The sequence below is a fragment of the Micromonospora sp. NPDC049089 genome (assembly GCF_040648775.1).
Classification (GTDB): Bacteria; Actinomycetota; Actinomycetes; order Mycobacteriales; family Micromonosporaceae; genus Micromonospora.
In genome coordinates, this window is sequence record NZ_JBEZEH010000034.1 from 22,669 (window position 1) to 40,395 (window position 17,727).

Annotated in this window: 20 protein-coding genes; 12 read left to right on the forward strand and 8 right to left on the reverse strand. The window is 70.4% G+C overall.

Translation table 11 applies throughout. The features are described from left to right. Positions 1-121 precede the first annotated feature (121 nt). Positions 122-673: a Uma2 family endonuclease gene (locus AB0B48_RS08775; protein WP_357197990.1), complete on the reverse strand. Its 552-nt coding sequence runs from the start codon at positions 671-673 to the stop codon at positions 122-124. A gap of 101 nt (positions 674-774) precedes the next feature. Here AB0B48_RS08775 and AB0B48_RS08780 point away from each other — a divergent pair, with 101 nt between their 5' ends. The 4 genes from AB0B48_RS08780 (at position 775) to AB0B48_RS08795 (ending at position 3,953) form a co-directional block, all read left to right on the forward strand. Continuing rightward, positions 775-1,509: a M50 family metallopeptidase gene (locus AB0B48_RS08780; RefSeq protein WP_357197993.1), complete on the forward strand. Its 735-nt coding sequence runs from the start codon at positions 775-777 to the stop codon at positions 1,507-1,509. Between the two features lie 36 nt (positions 1,510-1,545). Continuing rightward, positions 1,546-2,529, forward strand: a complete 984-nt coding sequence (locus AB0B48_RS08785; protein ID WP_357197995.1) for a 2-dehydropantoate 2-reductase N-terminal domain-containing protein — start codon at positions 1,546-1,548, stop codon at positions 2,527-2,529. 61 nt (positions 2,530-2,590) lie between these two features. After that, on the forward strand, positions 2,591-3,091 hold the full coding sequence (locus AB0B48_RS08790) for a sigma factor-like helix-turn-helix DNA-binding protein (RefSeq protein ID WP_357197997.1): 501 nt from the start codon (positions 2,591-2,593) through the stop codon (positions 3,089-3,091). Continuing rightward, complete coding sequence (locus AB0B48_RS08795; protein WP_357197999.1) at positions 3,084-3,953, forward strand: hypothetical protein; 870 nt, start codon at positions 3,084-3,086, stop codon at positions 3,951-3,953. Before AB0B48_RS08790 ends, AB0B48_RS08795 begins: the two co-directional genes overlap by 8 nt. 97 nt (positions 3,954-4,050) lie before the next feature. On the opposite strand, the gene AB0B48_RS08800 is transcribed toward AB0B48_RS08795, so the two are convergent. Beyond that, positions 4,051-5,634 carry an acyl-CoA carboxylase subunit beta gene (locus tag AB0B48_RS08800; RefSeq protein WP_357198002.1) on the reverse strand — a complete coding sequence of 528 codons (1,584 nt, stop codon included), beginning with the start codon at positions 5,632-5,634 and terminating at the stop codon, positions 4,051-4,053. An 84-nt stretch (positions 5,635-5,718) separates the two neighbouring features. Between AB0B48_RS08800 and AB0B48_RS08805 the strand changes: the two genes are divergently transcribed. Then, positions 5,719-6,594, forward strand: a complete 876-nt coding sequence (locus AB0B48_RS08805; RefSeq protein ID WP_357198005.1) for a biotin--[acetyl-CoA-carboxylase] ligase — start codon at positions 5,719-5,721, stop codon at positions 6,592-6,594. A 108-nt stretch (positions 6,595-6,702) separates the two neighbouring features. Beyond that, a complete protein-coding gene (locus AB0B48_RS08810; RefSeq protein ID WP_357198008.1) occupies positions 6,703-7,275 on the forward strand; it encodes a PH domain-containing protein in 573 nt (190 codons plus the stop codon). 45 nt (positions 7,276-7,320) lie between these two features. Here AB0B48_RS08810 and AB0B48_RS08815 read toward each other — a convergent pair whose 3' ends face one another. The 3 genes from AB0B48_RS08815 to AB0B48_RS08825 all read right to left on the reverse strand — a co-directional run bounded on the left by AB0B48_RS08815 (position 7,321) and on the right by AB0B48_RS08825 (position 9,287). Further along, a complete protein-coding gene (locus AB0B48_RS08815) occupies positions 7,321-7,971 on the reverse strand; it encodes a MaoC/PaaZ C-terminal domain-containing protein (RefSeq protein WP_357198011.1) in 651 nt (216 codons plus the stop codon). Beyond that, a complete protein-coding gene (locus AB0B48_RS08820) occupies positions 7,968-8,675 on the reverse strand; it encodes a GtrA family protein (protein ID WP_357198041.1) in 708 nt (235 codons plus the stop codon). Before AB0B48_RS08820 ends, AB0B48_RS08815 begins: the two co-directional genes overlap by 4 nt. 63 nt (positions 8,676-8,738) lie before the next feature. Beyond that, on the reverse strand, positions 8,739-9,287 hold the full coding sequence (locus AB0B48_RS08825) for a GtrA family protein (protein ID WP_357198013.1): 549 nt from the start codon (positions 9,285-9,287) through the stop codon (positions 8,739-8,741). 427 nt (positions 9,288-9,714) lie between these two features. Between AB0B48_RS08825 and AB0B48_RS08830 the strand changes: the two genes are divergently transcribed. The 4 genes from AB0B48_RS08830 to AB0B48_RS08845 all read left to right on the forward strand — a co-directional run bounded on the left by AB0B48_RS08830 (position 9,715) and on the right by AB0B48_RS08845 (position 14,769). After that, positions 9,715-11,559, forward strand: a complete 1,845-nt coding sequence (locus AB0B48_RS08830) for a phosphoenolpyruvate carboxykinase (GTP) (RefSeq protein WP_357198016.1) — start codon at positions 9,715-9,717, stop codon at positions 11,557-11,559. A gap of 37 nt (positions 11,560-11,596) precedes the next feature. After that, a complete protein-coding gene (locus tag AB0B48_RS08835; RefSeq protein ID WP_357198019.1) occupies positions 11,597-12,466 on the forward strand; it encodes a hypothetical protein in 870 nt (289 codons plus the stop codon). Positions 12,467-12,824: 358 nt separating this feature from the next. Continuing rightward, the gene (locus AB0B48_RS08840) at positions 12,825-13,967 is read left to right on the forward strand and encodes a geranylgeranyl reductase family protein (RefSeq protein ID WP_357198022.1); all 1,143 of its coding nucleotides are present in this window, start codon (positions 12,825-12,827) and stop codon (positions 13,965-13,967) included. Positions 13,968-13,998: 31 nt separating this feature from the next. Next, positions 13,999-14,769 carry an isoprenyl transferase gene (locus AB0B48_RS08845; RefSeq protein ID WP_091394347.1) on the forward strand — a complete coding sequence of 257 codons (771 nt, stop codon included), beginning with the start codon at positions 13,999-14,001 and terminating at the stop codon, positions 14,767-14,769. A 42-nt stretch (positions 14,770-14,811) separates the two neighbouring features. Here AB0B48_RS08845 and otsB read toward each other — a convergent pair whose 3' ends face one another. The 3 genes from otsB to AB0B48_RS08860 all read right to left on the reverse strand — a co-directional run bounded on the left by otsB (position 14,812) and on the right by AB0B48_RS08860 (position 16,663). After that, entirely contained in the window at positions 14,812-15,636 is an 825-nt protein-coding gene (gene otsB / locus AB0B48_RS08850) for a trehalose-phosphatase (protein ID WP_357198025.1), read from the reverse strand. 67 nt (positions 15,637-15,703) lie between these two features. Continuing rightward, positions 15,704-16,057 (reverse strand): hypothetical protein, encoded by a 354-nt coding sequence (locus AB0B48_RS08855; RefSeq protein WP_210784414.1) that lies wholly within the window; start codon positions 16,055-16,057, stop codon positions 15,704-15,706. Positions 16,058-16,219: 162 nt separating this feature from the next. Beyond that, positions 16,220-16,663 (reverse strand): XRE family transcriptional regulator, encoded by a 444-nt coding sequence (locus AB0B48_RS08860; protein WP_091394342.1) that lies wholly within the window; start codon positions 16,661-16,663, stop codon positions 16,220-16,222. A gap of 264 nt (positions 16,664-16,927) precedes the next feature. Here AB0B48_RS08860 and AB0B48_RS08865 point away from each other — a divergent pair, with 264 nt between their 5' ends. Then, positions 16,928-17,272, forward strand: coding sequence for a hypothetical protein (locus AB0B48_RS08865; RefSeq protein ID WP_110562608.1), 345 nt, complete (start codon positions 16,928-16,930; stop codon positions 17,270-17,272). Positions 17,273-17,303: 31 nt separating this feature from the next. Further along, positions 17,304-17,639, forward strand: a complete 336-nt coding sequence (locus AB0B48_RS08870; RefSeq protein ID WP_357198029.1) for a hypothetical protein — start codon at positions 17,304-17,306, stop codon at positions 17,637-17,639. Positions 17,640-17,727: the final 88 nt, after the last annotated feature.

A 17,727-nucleotide genomic window follows, 5' to 3' on the forward strand; every position in this document is an offset into this window, starting at 1 on the left:
TGCCTCCAAGAGGATTGCTCTATCGACAATCATCTTTGGAGGTAAGTGCCCTAGATCGCAAGTGCGGTTGAATAAAAGCTTCAATGACTGGGTGCGGGACCCCTGGACGAGGCGGGACGGATCAGCGGAGTGCGGCCGGGTCGAGCTGCCAGCGGAACGGCTCGACGACGCTCAACGTCTCGCCGGCTTTGGCCACCTGGTCCTCGACGTAGTGCTCGCCGTCGAGCCGGAACAGCCGCAACGAGTGGCCGTCCCCGTCCTGCTCGACAAGCAGGTACCAGGGGATTCTCGCGATGGCGTAGAGCTGCATCTTGAGCAGACGGTCAGCGGCCGCGTTCCCCGGCGAGACGACCTCCCCGACGAGAGACACCCGGTCGGAGTCGAGATAAGTGCCGTCGTCATCGGCATCGGTGACGACGAGATCCGGGATCACGACCCGGTCGACGCCGAGCCGGACGTTGATCGCGTCATAGACCAGGAAACCCCGAGGCTCTGCTGCTGCCTCGATGCTGTTCGCCAGCCGACGCGACACCCGCTGGTGCCGTCGGCTCGGGGCCCGGCTCACCAACAGGCTCCCGTCGAGCAGTTCGATCCGGTCAGGCGTCTCGCCCAGGGCGAAGTAGTCGGCTTCGGTCCACAGACCGACGTGCGGCTCCAGGGGGGCAGTGCTCACCGACCGTCACCTCCCGCTTCGCTCGCCACTCGATCAGTCTCACAGGATACGAGCCGGTGCCTTGGGAACGACACGGAACGCCGCCGGTAGGCTCGCGCCCCATGATGTCGATCGACGGACTGGGCGAGAAGTGGGACACGCTGTTCGGCGCGCAGCCGGACCCGCCCGCGCTGCTGGTGCTGATCACCGGGGTCGTAGCGCTGGTGGTGGTCTCCACCCGCCTGCCGTGGCGGATCGCCCGTAACGCCGTCACCATCGCGCACGAGGGCGGGCACGCCCTGGTCGCCCTGCTGACCGGCCGTAAGCTGCGCGGCATCCGACTGCACTCGGACACGTCCGGGCTGACGCTCTCCGCCGGCCGCCCCACCGGGCCGGGCATGATCCTCACTCTGCTCGCCGGGTACGTCGCACCGCCGCTGGTCGGGCTGGCCGGGGCCTGGCTGCTCGGTGGTAACCGGATCACCCTGCTGCTCTGGGTGGCCGTGGCGCTTCTGCTGGCGATGCTCGTCATGATCCGCAACGCCTTCGGTGTGGTGTCGCTGCTGGTCACGGGCGCACTGGTGTTCGCCGTCTCCTGGTACGCGACGCCGCAGGTCCAGGCCGCGTTCGCGTACACCGGTGTGTGGTTCCTGCTGCTCGGTGGGGTGCGACCGGTGGTCGAGCTGCAACGGCTGCGCTCGCGGGGCCGGATGCCCGCCTCCGACGCCGACCAGCTCGCCGGGCTCACCCCGTTCCCGCCGCTCTTCTGGGTGGGCTTCTTCGCCCTGGTCAACGTGGCGGCGCTGATCGCCGGAGCGCTCCTGCTCGCCGGCCCGTTCCTCCCCACGTCGCCCTAGCCGCCTCGCTCCGGTCGATCCGGGCAGAATGAGGCGATGCGATACCTGATCATCGGCGCGGGTGCGGTCGGCGGGACCATCGGCGTACGGCTGGCCCAGGCCGACCGGGACGTGACGGTAGTGGCCCGGGGTGCGCACCTGGAGGCGATCCGAGCGCGGGGCCTGACCCTGCGACAGCCCGAGGGTGAGGTCACCGCCCGGCTCGCGGCGGTGGACCGGCCCACCGACCAGCCGCTGCCGGCGGACACCGTGCTGATTCTCACCGTCAAGTCACAGGACACCGCCGACGCGTTGGCAGCCTGGGTGGACGCTCCGGTGGTCGGCGGCGGCACGGCGGGAGAACGTCTGCCGCTGGTGACCGCGCAGAACGGGGTGGCCAACGAGCGGGCCGCGCTGCGCCTCTTCGCCGACGTGCACCCGGTCTGCGTCTGGCTGCCGGCCACCCACCTGGACCCGGGTGTGGTGGTAGCCAACGGGTACCCGCATCCCGGGATGCTCCACATCGGCCGGTACCCCGGAGGCGCCGACGACACCGACCGGGCTGTCGCCGCCGACCTGACCGCCGCCGGCTTCGTCGCACCGGTCCGCACCGACGTGCTGCGCTGGAAGTACGGCAAGCTGCTCAGCAACCTCGGTAACGGCCTACAGGCGTTGCTCGGCCGGGACATCCCGGATGCGCTGGTCGAGCGGGTACGCGCCGAGGGCGTCGCCGCGCTCGCCGCCGCCGGCATCGCGCACACCTCGCCAGAGGAGGAGAAGGCCGAACGCGGCGACCTGGTCGGACAGCGCCCGGTCGACGGCGAGGCCCGCTCCGGCGGCTCCACCTGGCAGAGCCTGGCCCGGGGCGCCAGCTCGACCGAGGTCGACCACCTCAACGGTGAGATCGCGCTGCTCGGCCGGTTGCACGGGGTGCCGACGCCGGTCAACGTCGCCGTGCAGCGGGCCGTGCGCCGGGCGGTCCGGGAGCGGATCGGGGCCGGCGCGTTCCCGCTCGACGAACTGGAAAAGTCGATCGCCTGACCGGGCAACCAACGGCCCTTGCCGGTGCGTGTTCCCAGCGACCGACACGGGGAGGTAGCGGGTGCCGGACGTCGACGGGTTCGACGAGTTCTACCGGGGGAGTCGGCAACGACTCCTCGGGTTCGTCTACGCCCTCACCGGCGATCGGGGTGAGGCGCAGGACGCCGTGCAGGAGGCGTACGTCCGGGCGTGGCAGCGCTGGTCGACGATCAGCGGGTACGACGACCCGGAGGCGTGGGTACGGGTGGTGGCCAGCCGGGTCGCCGTCAGCCGGTGGCGCAGCCTGCGGAGCCGCGCCCGCGCCTACCTGCGACACGGGGCCACCGAGACCGTTCCCGGGCCGGGCACCGACACCGTCGCGGTGGTCGCCGCCCTGCGTCGACTGCCCGAGGAGCAGCGCACCGCCATCGCCCTGTACTACCTGATGGGTATGCCGGTCGCCGAGGTGGCGCGGGAGACCGCGGCCCCGGTGGGCACCGTCAAGGCCCGTCTCTCCCGGGGGCGTACCGCGCTCGCCGGTCTGCTCGCCGTCTCTGACCTGGAGGAGGCCACCGATGCGTGACGACGACCTGGCATTCGTCGAACGGGTTCACCGGGACCTGCGTGACGTCAGGTGGCCGGAGCCGCAGGAGATCCGGTCCCGTGCCCGTCGCCGTAGTCGTCGTACTGTCGCGCTGGCGACGGTCGCGGTGCTCGCGGCCGTGACTGGCCCGGCGTACGCCCTGACGGAACGGGCGTCGGCTCCGCCCGATGCCGCCCTGCCTGCGTCCACGCAGGGCCCGGTCCGGATGGACATCCCCCTCGACTCCCTGCTGGCTGTCACCGAGGTGCCGGCGATGAAAGGCGCCGTGCAGTTGGGCGACGCTGGCCTCGGTGAGGTCGTCCGGTTGGATCCGACGTTGCAGAGGTGCGGCGACGACCGCGGCGTGCCGACGGTTCCCGCGTACTCCCGTTACTCGCGGTCGCAGACCCTGTTGTCGCCGACGAGGGACGGCAGGGCGCCGGTACGGGCCGAACTGAGCCAGGACGTCTACCGGCTCGATCCGCTGGTGAGTGCGCGACTCTTCACTCACCTGAGGGCGCTGCTCGACGCCTGCCCCGAGTGGCATGTCGTCGAGAACGTCGTCGCCGCGGGCGAGACGACGCCGAACGAGAGCAAGCACGCCTGGGAGACGGCGGCGAGCAACTTCGCCGGTGACGAGTCGGTACTGGTGCGGCACGTGCCGTTCGCCCCCCGTGGCCCGGCCGCCGGAAGGACGCTCCAGCGCTCCAAGCCGGTCGGGATGACAGTCGTGGTCCGGGTCGGCGATCTGGTCACGGTGCTGGTGCCCGACCCTGGCCTGGGCCTGGGCGACGCGGATCTTGAGGCGCTGGGCCGTACGGCCGCCCAACGACTGTGCCCCGCTGCCAACCCGGCGTGCTGACCCTTCCACGATCCGCGCAACTTCACGGATGTCGCTGCCTCCCGATCCCCGGAAGCAGCACCATCCCCGAAGTTGTGCGGATCACGTGAGCAGGGCTCTACAGCGGGATGTTGCCGTGCTTCTTCGGGGGCAGGGTCTCCCGCTTGGTCCGCAGGACGCGCAGCGCCCGGACGATCTGGGTGCGTGTCTCGTGCGGAGCGATCACCGAATCGATGTACCCGCGCTCGGCGGCCACGTACGGGTTGGCCAGGGTGTCCTCGTACTCGGCGATCTTCTCGGCCCGGACGGCCGCCGGGTCCTCGGCCCCGGCCAGCTCGGAGCGGTAGAGGATGTTCACAGCGCCCTGCGCGCCCATCACCGCGATCTGCGCGGTCGGCCAGGCGAAGTTCAGGTCCGCGCCGAGGTGCTTGGAGCCCATCACGTCGTACGCCCCGCCGTACGCCTTGCGGGTGATCACGGTGACCTTCGGGACGGTCGCCTCGGCGTACGCGTAGATGAGCTTCGCGCCCCGGCGGATGATGCCGTCCCACTCCTGGCCGGTGCCGGGCAGGAAGCCGGGCACGTCCACGAAGGTCAGCACCGGAATGTTGAACGCGTCGCAGGTGCGGACGAACCGGGCGGCCTTCTCCGAGGCGGCGATGTCCAGGGTGCCGGCGAAGTGCATCGGCTGATTGGCCACCACGCCGACCGGCCGTCCCTCGACCCGGCCGTAGCCGACCACGATGTTCTGCGCGTAGAGCGGCTGGACCTCCAGGAACTCCCCGTCGTCGAGGACGTGCTCGATCACCGTGTGGATGTCGTACGGCTGGTTGGCCGAGTCCGGGATGAGCGTGTCCAGCTCCCGGTCCTCGTCATTGACCTCAAGCGAAGCAGGGGCGTCGACCACGACCGGCTCGTCGAGGTTGTTCGACGGCAGGTACGACAGCAGCGCCTTGACGTAGTCGACGGCGTCCTCCTCGTCGCTGGCGAGGTAGTGCGCGTTGCCGCTGCGGGTGTTGTGCGTACGCGCGCCGCCCAGCTCCTCCATGCCGACGTCCTCGCCCGTCACCGTCTTGATCACGTCGGGGCCGGTGATGAACATGTGCGAGGTCTGGTCGACCATCACGGTGAAGTCGGTGACCGCCGGGGAGTAGACAGCGCCGCCGGCACAGGGCCCCATCACCAGTGAGATCTGCGGGATGACGCCGGAAGCCCGCACGTTGCGGAAGAAGATCTCGCCGTAGAGGCCGAGCGAGACGACGCCCTCCTGGATTCGCGCGCCGCCGGAGTCGTTGATGCCGACCACCGGGCAGCCGATCTTCATGGCCAGGTCCATCACCTTGACGATCTTCTCGCCGAAGACCTCACCGAGCGAGCCACCGAAGACAGTGAAGTCCTGCGCGAAGACGCACACCTGCCGGCCGTCCACCGTGCCGTAGCCGGTGACCACACCGTCGCCGTACGGGCGGTTCCGCTCCAGCCCGAAGGCAGTGGACCGGTGCCGGGCCAGCCCGTCGAGCTCGACGAAGGAGCCCTCGTCGAGCAGCATCTCGATCCGCTCGCGGGCGGTCTTCTTGCCGCGCGCGTGCTGCTTCTCCACGGCGCGGGCCGACCCGGCGTGCACCGCCTCGTCGACCCGGCGCTCCAGGTCCGCCAGCTTGCCCGCGGTGCTGTGCATGTTGGTCCCGGTCTCGGTAGTCACCCAGGGAATATAACGATGGTTCAGGTGGGTGCCGCTGTGCAGTACGCCTCAGTGTCGACCGGAGCACCGCCGTAGGCTGGCGGAATGCCGGGCTCCCCGTACACCGATCTGGACCGGCCGCCGCTCTCGGCGGCCCGGCTGCGCCGCGCGTTGACAGCGCCGAACGGGCCGTGGGCCCGCCTGGAGCTGCGTGCCGAGACCGGCTCCACCAACGCCGACGTGGCCGAGGCCGCGCGGGCCGACGAGCCCGAGGGCCTGGTCGTGGTCGCCGAGCGGCAGACCGCGGGGCGCGGCCGGCGCGGGCGGGTCTGGCAGTCGCCGGCGCGGGCCGGCATCGCGACCAGCGTCCTGCTGCGGCCCGGCGAGGCCGTGCCGGACCGCGGCTGGCTGCCGGCGACACCCACCGGGTACGGGTGGCTGCCGTTGCTGGCCGGCGTGGCGTTGGTGGAGGCGGTGGCCCGGCTCGCCGAGCTGGAAGCCACCCTCAAGTGGCCGAACGACCTGCTGATCGACGACGCGAAGTGCGCGGGCGTGCTGGCCGAGGCGGTGCCTGGACGGGCGCCGGACCAACCGCCGGCGATCGTGCTGGGCATCGGGCTCAACGTGACGTTGCGCGCCGACGAGTTGCCGGTGAATCCGACCGGGCTGCCGGCCACCTCGCTCCAGTTGGCCGGCGCGGTGGCCACCGATCGAGATCCGCTGCTGCGGGCGCTGCTGCGGGCGGTGGCCGACTGGTACGACCGTTGGCGTTCGGCGGGCGGCGACGCGGTGGCCAGCGGCCTGCGCGACGCCTACCTGGCGGCCTGCGCGACGATCGGGCGCGAGGTACGCGTCCTGCTCCCCGACGGCGACTCCCTGACCGGCACCGCCACCGGGGTGGACCCGGACGGCCAACTGATGGTCACCACGTCGACCGGCGCCCGAACCCTGGCCGCCGGCGACGTCCTGCACCTCCGCTGAGGACGGGCAAGATCACGTAGGGCCCGAGTGGGCCCGCGCGGCGGATGTTGTGGTGGGGCCTGGGGGGTTTACCGTCTGCGCGTCCAGAAAATCGCGTTGGAGGTTCCCGTGGCGTTTCCCGAAGACGTGCTCACCGAGGACGAGCACGTCGTGCTGCACCTGCACCCGCACTGGAAGGCGTTGATCCGGCCGATCGCGGTGCTGGTGCTGGCCATCGCCGCGGTGGTGGTCGGCGTGCTCCTGTTGCCCGAGAGTGGCGGCGGTTCGGTCGCGCTGGCCGTGATCGGGGCGATCGCCCTGGTCGCGGTGCTCTGGCTCGGCCTGTGGCCGTTCCTGGTCTGGCGCACCACCCACTACCTGTTCACGAACGAGCGAGTCCTGCTTCAGCAGGGTGTGCTCTCCCGGGACCGGCGGGACCTTCCGCTCGCCCGGGTCAACGACCACTCGATGAACCAGCGTTTCGTCGAGCGTCTGCTCGGCTGCGGGACACTCACCATCGAGTCGGCTGGTGAGCGCGGCCAGTCGGTGCTCGCCGACGTGCCGGACGTCGGGAAGGTGCAGACCACCCTGTACGAGCTGGTCGAGGCACAGCACGACAAGCACTCGCTGGGCGATGGCGAGATGCGCGACATGCTCGCCGACATGCAGGACGGCAAGCCGCTGCGCGACACCACTACCTGATCCGGGCCGGTGGAGACCCGCCCCTGGCACACCGTCGGGGGCGGGTCAGTCGGGTGGGCCGCTGCTCTTCGTCGGGTCGGTCGGGGACGACCCGACGGTGGACGGGTCTGCCGCGGTCGGGCCGCTGTCGGGCTGGTCAGCTCCGGGCCGGTCAGCGTCGGTCGGAGTGGCTTCGGTGGCTTCGGCGGGGTCGGCCTCGACCGGTCGCATGCCGAACCAGCCACGGAAGCGGGTCCGCAGCACCTCCTGCTCGGGCCGGTCGTCCGGGCCGAGGCGCAGCATGGTGCCGGTGAGGCTGACGGTGCCGAGCCCGGGGCGGGCAGTCGACGGCCGGGCGCCCATCACGTCGACCCGGACCGCGAGCCGGTCGCCGGCCCGCACCGGGGCGAGCCAACGCAGCTCCTCCAGGCCGGGGGAGGCGTCCGCGGCGGCCCGGGACAGCAGGTGGTCGACGTACGCACGCATGAACAGACTGACCGTGTAGAAGCCGCTGGCGATCAGACCACCGTGTCGGCTCGCCGCAGCCAGGTCGGGGTCGACGTGGTACCACTGCGGGTCGAAGCGGCGGGCGAAGGCAACCATTTCGTCGCCGTCCACGGTGACCACGCCAAGATCGACGGTGAGTCCCGGGACGAGATCCTCGAAGAACAGCTCGGCGGGTCGCCCCGTGCCGGAGCGGGCGTCGGGTGTCGTCACCGGCGGGGCGCGCGACGGGTGCCGACGTGCAGCTCCGCGGCGAGTTCCGCGTCCAGGTCGACGGCGGGGCTGACGCTCAACTGCGGGAGCCGCCCCTGAGTCGGTGCGCCGGCTGGCGGGTCGTTGCGTTGCGCTGACTCCGCCTCCTCCAGCTCGGACACCGATTCCGCCAACTCGGCGACCGGGTCCATCTCCGCCATGGTGTCCCACTCGTCGCGCGGAATGCTGTGCCAGGTGGAGTCGGGCTTCGCGGGCTCGTCCTCGGCCGGCGCGACGGGTTGGAAGACGAACGTGCGGTATGACCAGAACCGGAACAGCGTGGCCAGCAGGACGCCGACGGTCTTGGCCAGATTCAGTGCCAGCAGGCCGTGTACGCCGAGACCGTACTTCGCTGCCGCCACAGCCCCCAGCTCAATGAGCAGGCCAGCGCCGTTGAATAGGAAGAAAAGCAGATATTCCCGGCGAAGCGCCGATTTCGGGCGATCACGGTACGTCCAGTGCCGATTCATGAGGTACGACGTGATGGTGGCGACGATCGTCGCGATCACTGTCGCCTTCAACTGACCATTGACAAAAACGGTCAGTGCAAGGGCATTGAACACCGCGTAATTGATGACGGTGTTGATGCCGCCGACGATGCCGAACTTGAGCGCCTCGTGGATGAACTTCTGCCAGCGCTCAGGCAGCAGGCGGACAAGACGCATGCGAAACACCTTAGGGCAGTCGGTGCGGCCGGCGATCACCGGCCGAACGAGGTGGGCGGCAGGTCACGCCCGGTGGTCACGGTCGGGATCCACCTGCGGAAGGGTCGGGGTTCCCGCTTCGACGAAGACGAACCGCCGGTACGACCAGAATCGAAACAGCGTGGCGAATCCCGTACCGACGATGTAGCTGGCGAGATTGTCCGCCAGGCGCGTCTGGAACACGTCCGGCCAGATGGCCCCGAGCCCGTAGCGGCTGAGCGCGAGGCAGGCCACAGTGATGCCGAGACCGACCGCGTTGAAGAAGAAGAACAGCGCGTACTCGCGGGCCGCGTTGTTGCGCTGACGGTGCCGCCACGTCCAGAACCGGTTGCCCACGAAGGCGACGGACGCCGCGATCACCGTGGAGATCGTCTTCGCCGTCAACTCTTCGACGCCGTGCCTGCTCGTCAGGTAGTTGAAGAGCGCGAAGTCGACGAGGAACGCGAAACCACCCACGGTGGCGAACTTGCCCATCTCGCGGATGAGGTGACCGAAGCGGTCGAGGAGTAAGCCGACGAGACCCCGTCGGGTCTGCCGGGGACCCGGTTGTTCCCCGGTCATCGTGGCGGCCACGGGGGGAGCCTACCGGCTGCCGGCCAGTCAGAGGGGTAGCAACGGCAAGCGGGCGTGGTCTCTCGGAGGGGCCCAGCGCCGTGTACGTAACCACTGCACAGAGCGTAGCCAATTGGGAGGACTGAGCCGCTGCGGAACGGGAATCACCGCATCGGTCGGCGGGGCAGGTCAACGGCCCGACCGCAACAAGCGTCCGCCGGGGTGCACAACAAGATTTGCGTGAAACTGCGCGGGAAAGCGGGTATCAGCTCGTGATGCCGCAGCGAGGCCGTAGCTTGTGCAGTTCTTCACAACCTGTCCCACTGACTCGGAAGGCTGCCCGGTTTACGCTGAGGCCAATCCCAGGTTTCCACGAAGGCGACGCATCGCGCCGCTGAGTCTCGTGCATCCCATAGATCGGTCAGCGTCGACCACAAGGAGATGTGTCATGGTTGCTCCGGCTGTTGTGCGGGGTATCGATCAGGCCCCGACGTCCCATCCGAAACTGCTCGCCTGGGTCCGTGAGGTCGCGGAACTGACCACCCCCGACCGTGTCGTCTGGGTGGACGGGTCCGACGAGGAGTGGCGCCGCCTCACCGATGAGCTGGTCGAGGCCGGCACCCTGATCCGGCTCAACCCGGAGAAGAAGCCCAACTCGTTCTACGCGCGCACCGACCCGACGGACGTCGCCCGGGTCGAGGAACGCACCTACATCTGTTCCGTCGACGAGGCGGACGCCGGCCCCACCAACAACTGGATGGCGCCGGCCGAGATGAAGCGGACGATGACGGAGTTGTACCGGGGCTCCATGCGCGGTCGCACCATGTACGTCATCCCGTTCGTCATGGGGCCGGTCGAGGCCGAGTCCCCGATGTTCGGCGTCGAGATCACCGACAGCCCGTACGTGGTCGCCTCGATGCGCATCATGACGCGGATGGGCACCCGGGTCCTGGAGGCCATGGGCGACGACGCGGACTTCGTGCACGCGCTGCACTCGATCGGCGCCCCGCTCGCCCCCGGCCAGCAGGATGTCGCCTGGCCGTGCAACGACACCAAGTACATCTCGCACTTCCCGGAGAGCCGGGAGATCTGGTCGTACGGATCGGGTTACGGCGGCAACTCGCTGCTGGGCAAGAAGTGCTACTCGCTGCGGATCGCCAGCGTGATGGGCCGCGACGAGGGCTGGCTCGCCGAGCACATGCTGATCCTCAAGATCACCTCGCCGGAGGGCAAGACCTACCACATCGCCGGCGCCTTCCCGTCCGCCTGCGGCAAGACCAACCTCGCCATGGTGGAGCCGACGATTCCCGGCTGGAAGGTCGAGACCATCGGCGACGACATCGCCTGGATGCGGTTCGGCCCGGACGGCCGCCTCTACGCCGTCAACCCCGAGTACGGCCTGTTCGGCGTCGCGCCCGGCACCGACTGGAAGACCAACGCCAACGCCATGCGCACGCTGGACCGGGGCAACTCCGTCTTCACCAACGTCGGCCTGACCGATGACGGCGACGTCTGGTGGGAGGGCATGGGCGAGCCGCCGGCACACCTGATCGACTGGAAGGGCAACGACTGGACGCCGGAGAGCGACAGCCTGTCCTCCCACGCGAACAGCCGGTTCTGCACCCCGATCACGCAGTGCCCGATCCTCGCCGACGAGTACTTCGACCCGAACGGCGTGCCGATCGACGCGATCCTCTTCGGTGGACGCCGCAAGGACACTGTGCCGCTGGTGACCGAGGCCCGCGACTGGGTGCACGGCGTCTACATGGGCGCCACGCTCTCCTCGGAGACCACCGCCGCAGCGTCCGGCGCCGTCGGCGTGGTCCGGCGGGATCCGATGGCGATGCTGCCGTTCATCGGCTACCACGCCGGGGACTACTTCCGGCACTGGATCGAGATGGGCAAGGGCACCGACGGCGACGAGGCGAAGCTGCCGAAGATCTACTACGTCAACTGGTTCCGCAAGGACCCGGACGGCTCGTTCCTCTGGCCGGGCTTCGGGGAGAACTCCCGGGTGCTCAAGTGGGTCGTCGAGCGGATCGAGGGCACTGCCGACGCGGTCGAGACGCCGGTCGGCATGGTCCCCGCGCCGGACGCCCTGGACGTCGAGGGCCTGGACATGACCCCGGAGGATGTTCGGATCGCGCTGAAGGTCGACCCGGACGAGTGGCGTAACGAGCTGCCGATGATCACCGAGTGGTTCGAGAAGTTCGGTGACAAGCTGCCCGGCGTGCTCTGGGCCGAGTTGGACGCGCTGCGCGCCCGCCTGGACGCCGCGCAACCGCAGCGGTAGGTGTGAACGAGGCCCTTCGCGGGCAACATCGGATTTCATGAGGACGGCCGCCGAGACACAGGTCCGGCGGCCGTCCGCCGTCCGGGTGCTCACCATCCTGCTGGCGACGACGGCGGCGGCCACCGTCGTGGTCGAGCTGCTCAACTGGTGGTACGCCCCGGAGCAGGGGTTCGGGCTCGCCGTACGGACCGGCTGGGCCATGCTGCGCTCGTTCGGCTTCCTGCTGCTGATCGGCCACGTGCGACGGGGTCGTACGGCGGCCCGCCCGTTCGGGCTGATCCTCGCGGTCACCACGATCTTCGCGGTCGGTCGGCTCATCGTGCCCCGGCAGGGGGTGCCGCCGCTGCCTGGCCTGCTCGGCTTCGCCATTCTCACGGCGCTCTGCGTCGCGGTGGTCTGGCTGCTCTACCGCTCGTCGGCGTTGGCAGCGCACCTGGTCCGGCACCGTCCACGCCTCGTCATCGACCGGGACGGCATCTCCTGGCGGGAGACCCCGCCACGCCGACCACAGGCCAGTGCCTGGTTGTTGACCAGCCGGGTGGCTGCCTTCACCTACAGCCCGCTGATGCTGGTGCCGGCACTGGTCGCCGGGGGTTCCATCCTGGATGGTCGCCTGACCGCGGTGCCGGCCGTGCTGTTCTGGTTCGGTGCGGGCATCACGGCCAGCTACGCGGTGCTGTTCTGCACAGCGTTCCTGATGCGGGGCAAGGACTGGGCGCGTGGCCTGCTGGTCGTCGTCACTGTGGCCGTACTCGCCGTGGATCTGCCGCTGTGCTGGTGGCTGCTCGGCGTGGACGGCCTGATCCGCGACGGCGCCCCGCTGCTCGCCGCCGCCGGGCTGGTCCTCTACGGCCTGCGCCGCGCCGCTCGCGCCCCCGACGATGCCGGACCTGAACCCCGACCTTGACCGCGGCGGAGCCCCGCACCGACGCCGCCGGGTGCCGACCCGGCGGCCGACCGCGGCCCAGCACCTGCCCATCCCTCGTCGGCTCTGCACCGTCCTTTGCTCTGCACCCGCGGATGCGACAGTCGCGGACGGTAACCGTCGCATCCGCGGGTGCAGAGCAAAGGTGGGGTGGGTGAGATTGGCCGGCCGGGTGCGGGAGCGGTCTTCGCGGGCGACCAGGGGGCAGGATGGCGGGTGGCGTCGGTCACAGCGTCGACGTCGGGGCGAGCTGCGGAGATGTCGCGGCGGCCGGCCGCAGGGCCGACCGGGCCGCCCGGCGGGAGCGGCCGCGACGCGGCGGACTGGGAGGAGGCTCGTGGTGGGTGACGAGTTCGACGTGGTGGTGGTGGGGGCGGGACCGGCCGGGGCGGCGGCCGCGCTGACGGCGCGCCGGGCCGGTGCCAGCGTGCTGCTACTGGACCGAGCCGACTTTCCCCGGGACAAGGCGTGTGGTGACGGGATCGCCGCGCACTCGGTGGACGTGCTCGCCGAGCTGGGGGTGACCGAGGCGGTTGCGGGTTACGCGCCGCTGCCGGCGTTACGCATGGTCTCGCCGGGTGGCGGTGCGGTGGCTCGGGCGCTGCCCCGACCCGCGTACACAGTGCCCCGGGAGGTTTTCGACGCGCGGCTGGTGGCGGCCGCGGTGGCCGCCGGCGCGCAGCTGCGCCGGCACACGGTGCGCCAGGTCGAACCGCGCGCGGACCGGGTGGTGCTCGACGGGCAGGTGTCCGGCCGGGTGGTGATCGGCGCGGACGGCGCCGGCTCGGTGGTACGTCGGGCGCTCGGCCATCCGCAGAACCCCGACCGACACCTCGCGCTGGCCATCCGGGGGTACGCCCCGGCTCTGCCCGGCCCGTCCGAGCAGCTCATCGTCACCTCGAAGGCGCGTTGGCCGGCGTACGCCTGGTCGTTTCCGATCGGTGACGGACGGGCGAACGTCGGGTACGGGGAGGTCCTGCGCGGTGAGCCGTTGAGCCGCGCGTACCTGCTGGATCGGCTGGCCGCGCTGCTGCCCGGCACCGATCTGGCGACCGTGACCGCGTTGCGCGCGCATCACCTGCCGCTCTCCACCCACCGGCCGTCGCCGGGGCGTGGGCGCACCCTGCTGGCCGGGGACGCCCTGTCACTGATCAACCCGTTCACGGGGGAGGGGATCTTCTACGCGTTGCTCTCCGGCGCGCTCGCCGGGTCGGCGGCGGCCCGGTCGCCCGAGGGCGCGGCTGGCCGCTACGCCGACGGGTTGCGTCGCCGCCTCGGCACCCACCTGCGGCACAGTTCGGTGGCGGCCTGGTTGGCCCGGCGACGTCGGGTGGTGGACGCGGCGGTCCGGGCCGCCCATCGGGACGACCGGGTGTTCTACGACGTGGTCGAGCTGGGGCTGGGTGACGGACGCCTTACCGCTCGTACGCTCGCACTGATCGGTGTCGGTCTGGGCGGCGGGGATGGGGCTCCGAGGCAGTGAACTGGCGCAAGGGTCGCTACGCTGCTAGGTGATGACGCTGCGGAACCTTATCTACTCCGTGTACGAGCGCCGGCTCACGGCGAAGCTCGCGGGTAAGCCGGTGCCCCGGCACGTCGGGGTGATGTGCGACGGCAACCGCCGATGGGCGAGGGAGATGGGCTTCGTCGACCCGAACGACGGGCACCGGGTTGGCGCGGCGAAGATCAAGCATGTCCTCGGCTGGTGTGACCAGGCCGGCGTCGGGCACGTGACCCTCTACCTGCTGGCCACCGACAACCTGCGCCGTCCGGCCGCCGAGCTGGACCCCCTCCTCAAGATCATTGAGGACCTGGTGGTGGAGCTCTCCGAGGAGGGCAACCCCTGGCGACTGCGCATCGTCGGAGCGCTCGACCTGCTGCCGGCGCAGACTGCGGCGGCACTCAAGGGCGCCGAGGAGCGCACCCGTGAGCGCACCGGTGGCGCGGAGGTCAACATCGCGGTGGGCTACGGCGGCCGCCGGGAGATCACCGACGCGGTCCGTTCGCTGTTGCTGGAGCACGCCGCCACCGGAGGCACGATCGAGGAGTTGGCCGAGGTGCTGGACGTCGAGCACATCGCCGAGCACCTCTACACCCGCGGCCAGCCCGACCCGGACCTGGTCATCCGCACCAGCGGCGAGCAGCGGCTGTCCGGTTTCATGCTCTGGCAGTCCGCGCACTCGGAGTTCTACTTCTGCGAGCTCAACTGGCCGGATTTCCGGCACATCGACTTTCTGCGGGCCCTGCGCTCGTACGCCACCAGGCAACGCCGCTACGGCGCCTGACCCGGCGGCGACGCCGTCGGCCGCCGCTGGGGTCAGGTCGGTTCAGGACAGGTGGGTCAGCGCCCGGGTGAGGAAGTCACCCAGGGCGGCCGGCGACTCGATGGTCAGGTCGGCGGCGTTGGCCACCTCGTGGCCGGTCTCCGGGTTGGCCACCGCCACGCAGACGCCGAGGAAGTCCGGGTCGGCGGTGGCGCGAGCGCGCAGCGCGGCGAAGGCCTTGATGTCGGAGACGTCGTCGCCGAAGTACCAGGCGCCGGTGGCACCCTTGATCGCCTCGCCGATCACCATGCCCTTGTCCCGGTCGACAGGTGGCTTGAGCTCCAGCACCATCCGCCCGGCCTGTGAGCGCAACCCCAGACGGTCGGCCTGCGCCTGCCCCCACTGCTGCACAGTGGCGCCGAGTTGCGGGGCGGTACGCCAGTGCAGCGCGACCGAGAGCCGCTTGTACTCCACAAGCGTGCCGGGTGGCAGTTCCGCCCGGGCCAGGTCGGCCAGCTCCGACATGGTCGGCACCCAGGGCAGCGCGGCCGGTTCGGTGACTGTCTCGCCGCCGGAATGGCTGTGCTCCAGCCCGTAGAGGCCGTAGAGGTCCACGCCAGCGAGCCCGCCGAGCTGATCCCGAAGGAACTCGACGGGTCGGGCGGAGACGATCGCGACCCGCTGCACGACCGGGGCGAGCGCCTCGATCGCGGCCAACGCCTTGGGCGCCGGGCGTACCGCGGTCGGATCGTCGTCGACGGGCGCGAGCGTGCCGTCGAAGTCGAAGAAGAGCACGGTCCCGGCCGCCCGGCTGGCGGTTACCCGCCAGGCCTGGTCGGCGTTCAACGGGGTCCTCGGCTGCTGATTGCCCAGATTCAACGGCGGCACGCGCGTCAGCGTACCCCGGCGATCCAGGCTCATTCCTGGCCGAGCGGACCCATTGAGCGGTAAGCGATCAGCGTTCGGCGGCTCCTCGTCCGCGCCGGCCGAACGGCACCACCGCGGCTTCCTGGCCGTGGCTCAACAGGTAGCCCTCCACGAACCCGGTGTTGCGATCGCCGGTGTGGTTGTCGATCTCGTTGAGCCGTGCCACCAGGAACTCGGTGAGCGCGCTGATTCGGTTGTTCAGACGCTCGTGCAGCTCGGCGACGACGGCCAGGACGACCGCGGTGCCGGCGGTGATGAGCGCAAAGAGGTTGACGAGCAGCGGCAGCTGCCCGCCGTCGACCGCGAGGGTCACCGTGTTGCCGGTCGCCCACAGTGTCACCGACACCGTTGCGACCACGACTGCCAACCACTTCAGGGTCATGGACAGACCCCTCCTTCTGTCCCGCAGGGCTGGGTTCGGCCTTGTCCCGTCCCCCCGCCGATGACGAGCCCAAGCAGTACGAGTAGGGACGCTAGCGTGCCCGTTCCAGCCCCGGAGGCAAACGAATGAACCTGACCAGGCGTTCTTTCGCTATCTGAGGAACTAGCCTGCCTGATTGCCCCTTTTTCGGACATCGACCGGCAACGTTGGGCGGTATGCGAGGTATCTGATGGTTTCCCGGATGTGGAACTTCTCCGCGTCCGACACCTGCGGATCGACCAGACGGCGCAGCAGCGCCTCCACGTCGGGGTCCATCGGAGGGGCGGCCTGGCCGGTGCGGGGGCCGGCTGCGGCGCGGTCCCAGCCGAGTGCGGCGAAGGCCGCGGCAGGGTTCAACCCCAGGCCCTCGCAGAAGGCGACCACCCGTTCGGCCTCCGGGTCGCTGGCCCAGTCGCCCCGAACCCAGCGGTTGATGGTCTGCCGGGAGACGCCGGTGCGCCGGGACACCTCGGTGCCGCTCCAGGCTCGGGTCGCCCGCGCCTCGTCCAGGGCCCGCCTGACGAAGGTGGCGAAGGCGATCTTCCGCGCATTGGCCGTCTCGGTCACTCCGTGACGGTACGACCAGCCGGCTACGGGTGCGCGACCCGGCTCGCCACTGTCACGCGGACGTGACGAAGGGTTCGGATTTCCGGTAAACGAGTCAGTGCCACTGTTGAGGGGTGTCACGCGGGCAGAATAGATGAACGTAGTGGCAAACGTAAGCGGACGAAAAGCTGATACTGTCACGCCCATGGGACAATCTACGGTGTGTCACGTGCATGAGACGATTGGTGCTCACATGCGTCACGCCCCCGGTGCCAGGGGGTCGTGGTGACCGAGCTCGCCACCCGCGCCCAGGCCTTCGGGCTGATCGCCGAGGGGGTCGCCGCAGGGCTGACCGCCCCCTGGCGCCTCTATCTGGCCCGAGGCTGCCGCTACCTGTCGCTGAGCGTCGGTGATCGTGCCGAGTGGAACGCCTGGCGTACCCATCTCGGCTGCCCGGAGCTGAGCGTCCGGGTCTACGACGCCGGCGGCGAGATCCGTCGGTCCTCGATGGCCGAAGTCGTGCTGGACGGCTGCCGGATCAGCGTCGAGCTGGTCGAGGAGGTCAGCACCGACGACCTGGACCGGCTGCTCGTCGCCGACCCCACCACGATCGAGCCGGAGGAGCGATGACCTGGCGCCCCGGTTGGGCCGGAGCTGCCCTATGAGCCCGTTTCTCGCGGTGTTCCTCGTCCTGGTGCTCGGTGCCACCAGTTACGCGGCCGGCCGGCTGCACGGGCAGCTCAGCTACCGCATCGGCTACCGCTTCGGTTACCGGCAGGGCTACTTCGACGGTGACCGGGGCGCCTGGAACCGGCGTCGTCGGGACGCCCAGGCGGCGATCGCCTCGGCCCTGTCGGTCTCGCCAGCGGGCGTGGTCCGCACCGCCGGTGCTGTCGAACGCCCCGGCACCACGTACACCGGCTCGTCGTTCAGCGCGCCGGCCGCCCCGATTACCGGGCGGCACCCGACCGGCACGCTCGTCCGACGTACCGGTTGAGGTCGGTCGGCGGGACAGGCCGCCCACCCGCCCCCCCAGCCCCGTGCGTCGTCCGCGGCGGGCACGCACCCACCGGGTCACGTCACAA

Coding starts and splice junctions, on each gene's coding strand:
- AB0B48_RS08780 (WP_357197993.1), top strand. CDS start 775: ATGATGTCGATCGACGGACTGGGCGAGAAGTGGGACACGCTGTTCGGC.
- AB0B48_RS08785 (WP_357197995.1), top strand. CDS start 1,546: ATGCGATACCTGATCATCGGCGCGGGTGCGGTCGGCGGGACCATCGGC.
- AB0B48_RS08795 (WP_357197999.1), top strand. CDS start 3,084: ATGCGTGACGACGACCTGGCATTCGTCGAACGGGTTCACCGGGACCTG.
- AB0B48_RS08805 (WP_357198005.1), top strand. CDS start 5,719: ATGCCGGGCTCCCCGTACACCGATCTGGACCGGCCGCCGCTCTCGGCG.
- AB0B48_RS08820 (WP_357198041.1), bottom strand. CDS start 8,675: ATGCGTCTTGTCCGCCTGCTGCCTGAGCGCTGGCAGAAGTTCATCCAC.
- AB0B48_RS08830 (WP_357198016.1), top strand. CDS start 9,715: ATGGTTGCTCCGGCTGTTGTGCGGGGTATCGATCAGGCCCCGACGTCC.
- AB0B48_RS08835 (WP_357198019.1), top strand. CDS start 11,597: ATGAGGACGGCCGCCGAGACACAGGTCCGGCGGCCGTCCGCCGTCCGG.
- AB0B48_RS08845 (WP_091394347.1), top strand. CDS start 13,999: ATGACGCTGCGGAACCTTATCTACTCCGTGTACGAGCGCCGGCTCACG.
- AB0B48_RS08855 (WP_210784414.1), bottom strand. CDS start 16,057: ATGACCCTGAAGTGGTTGGCAGTCGTGGTCGCAACGGTGTCGGTGACA.
- AB0B48_RS08870 (WP_357198029.1), top strand. CDS start 17,304: ATGAGCCCGTTTCTCGCGGTGTTCCTCGTCCTGGTGCTCGGTGCCACC.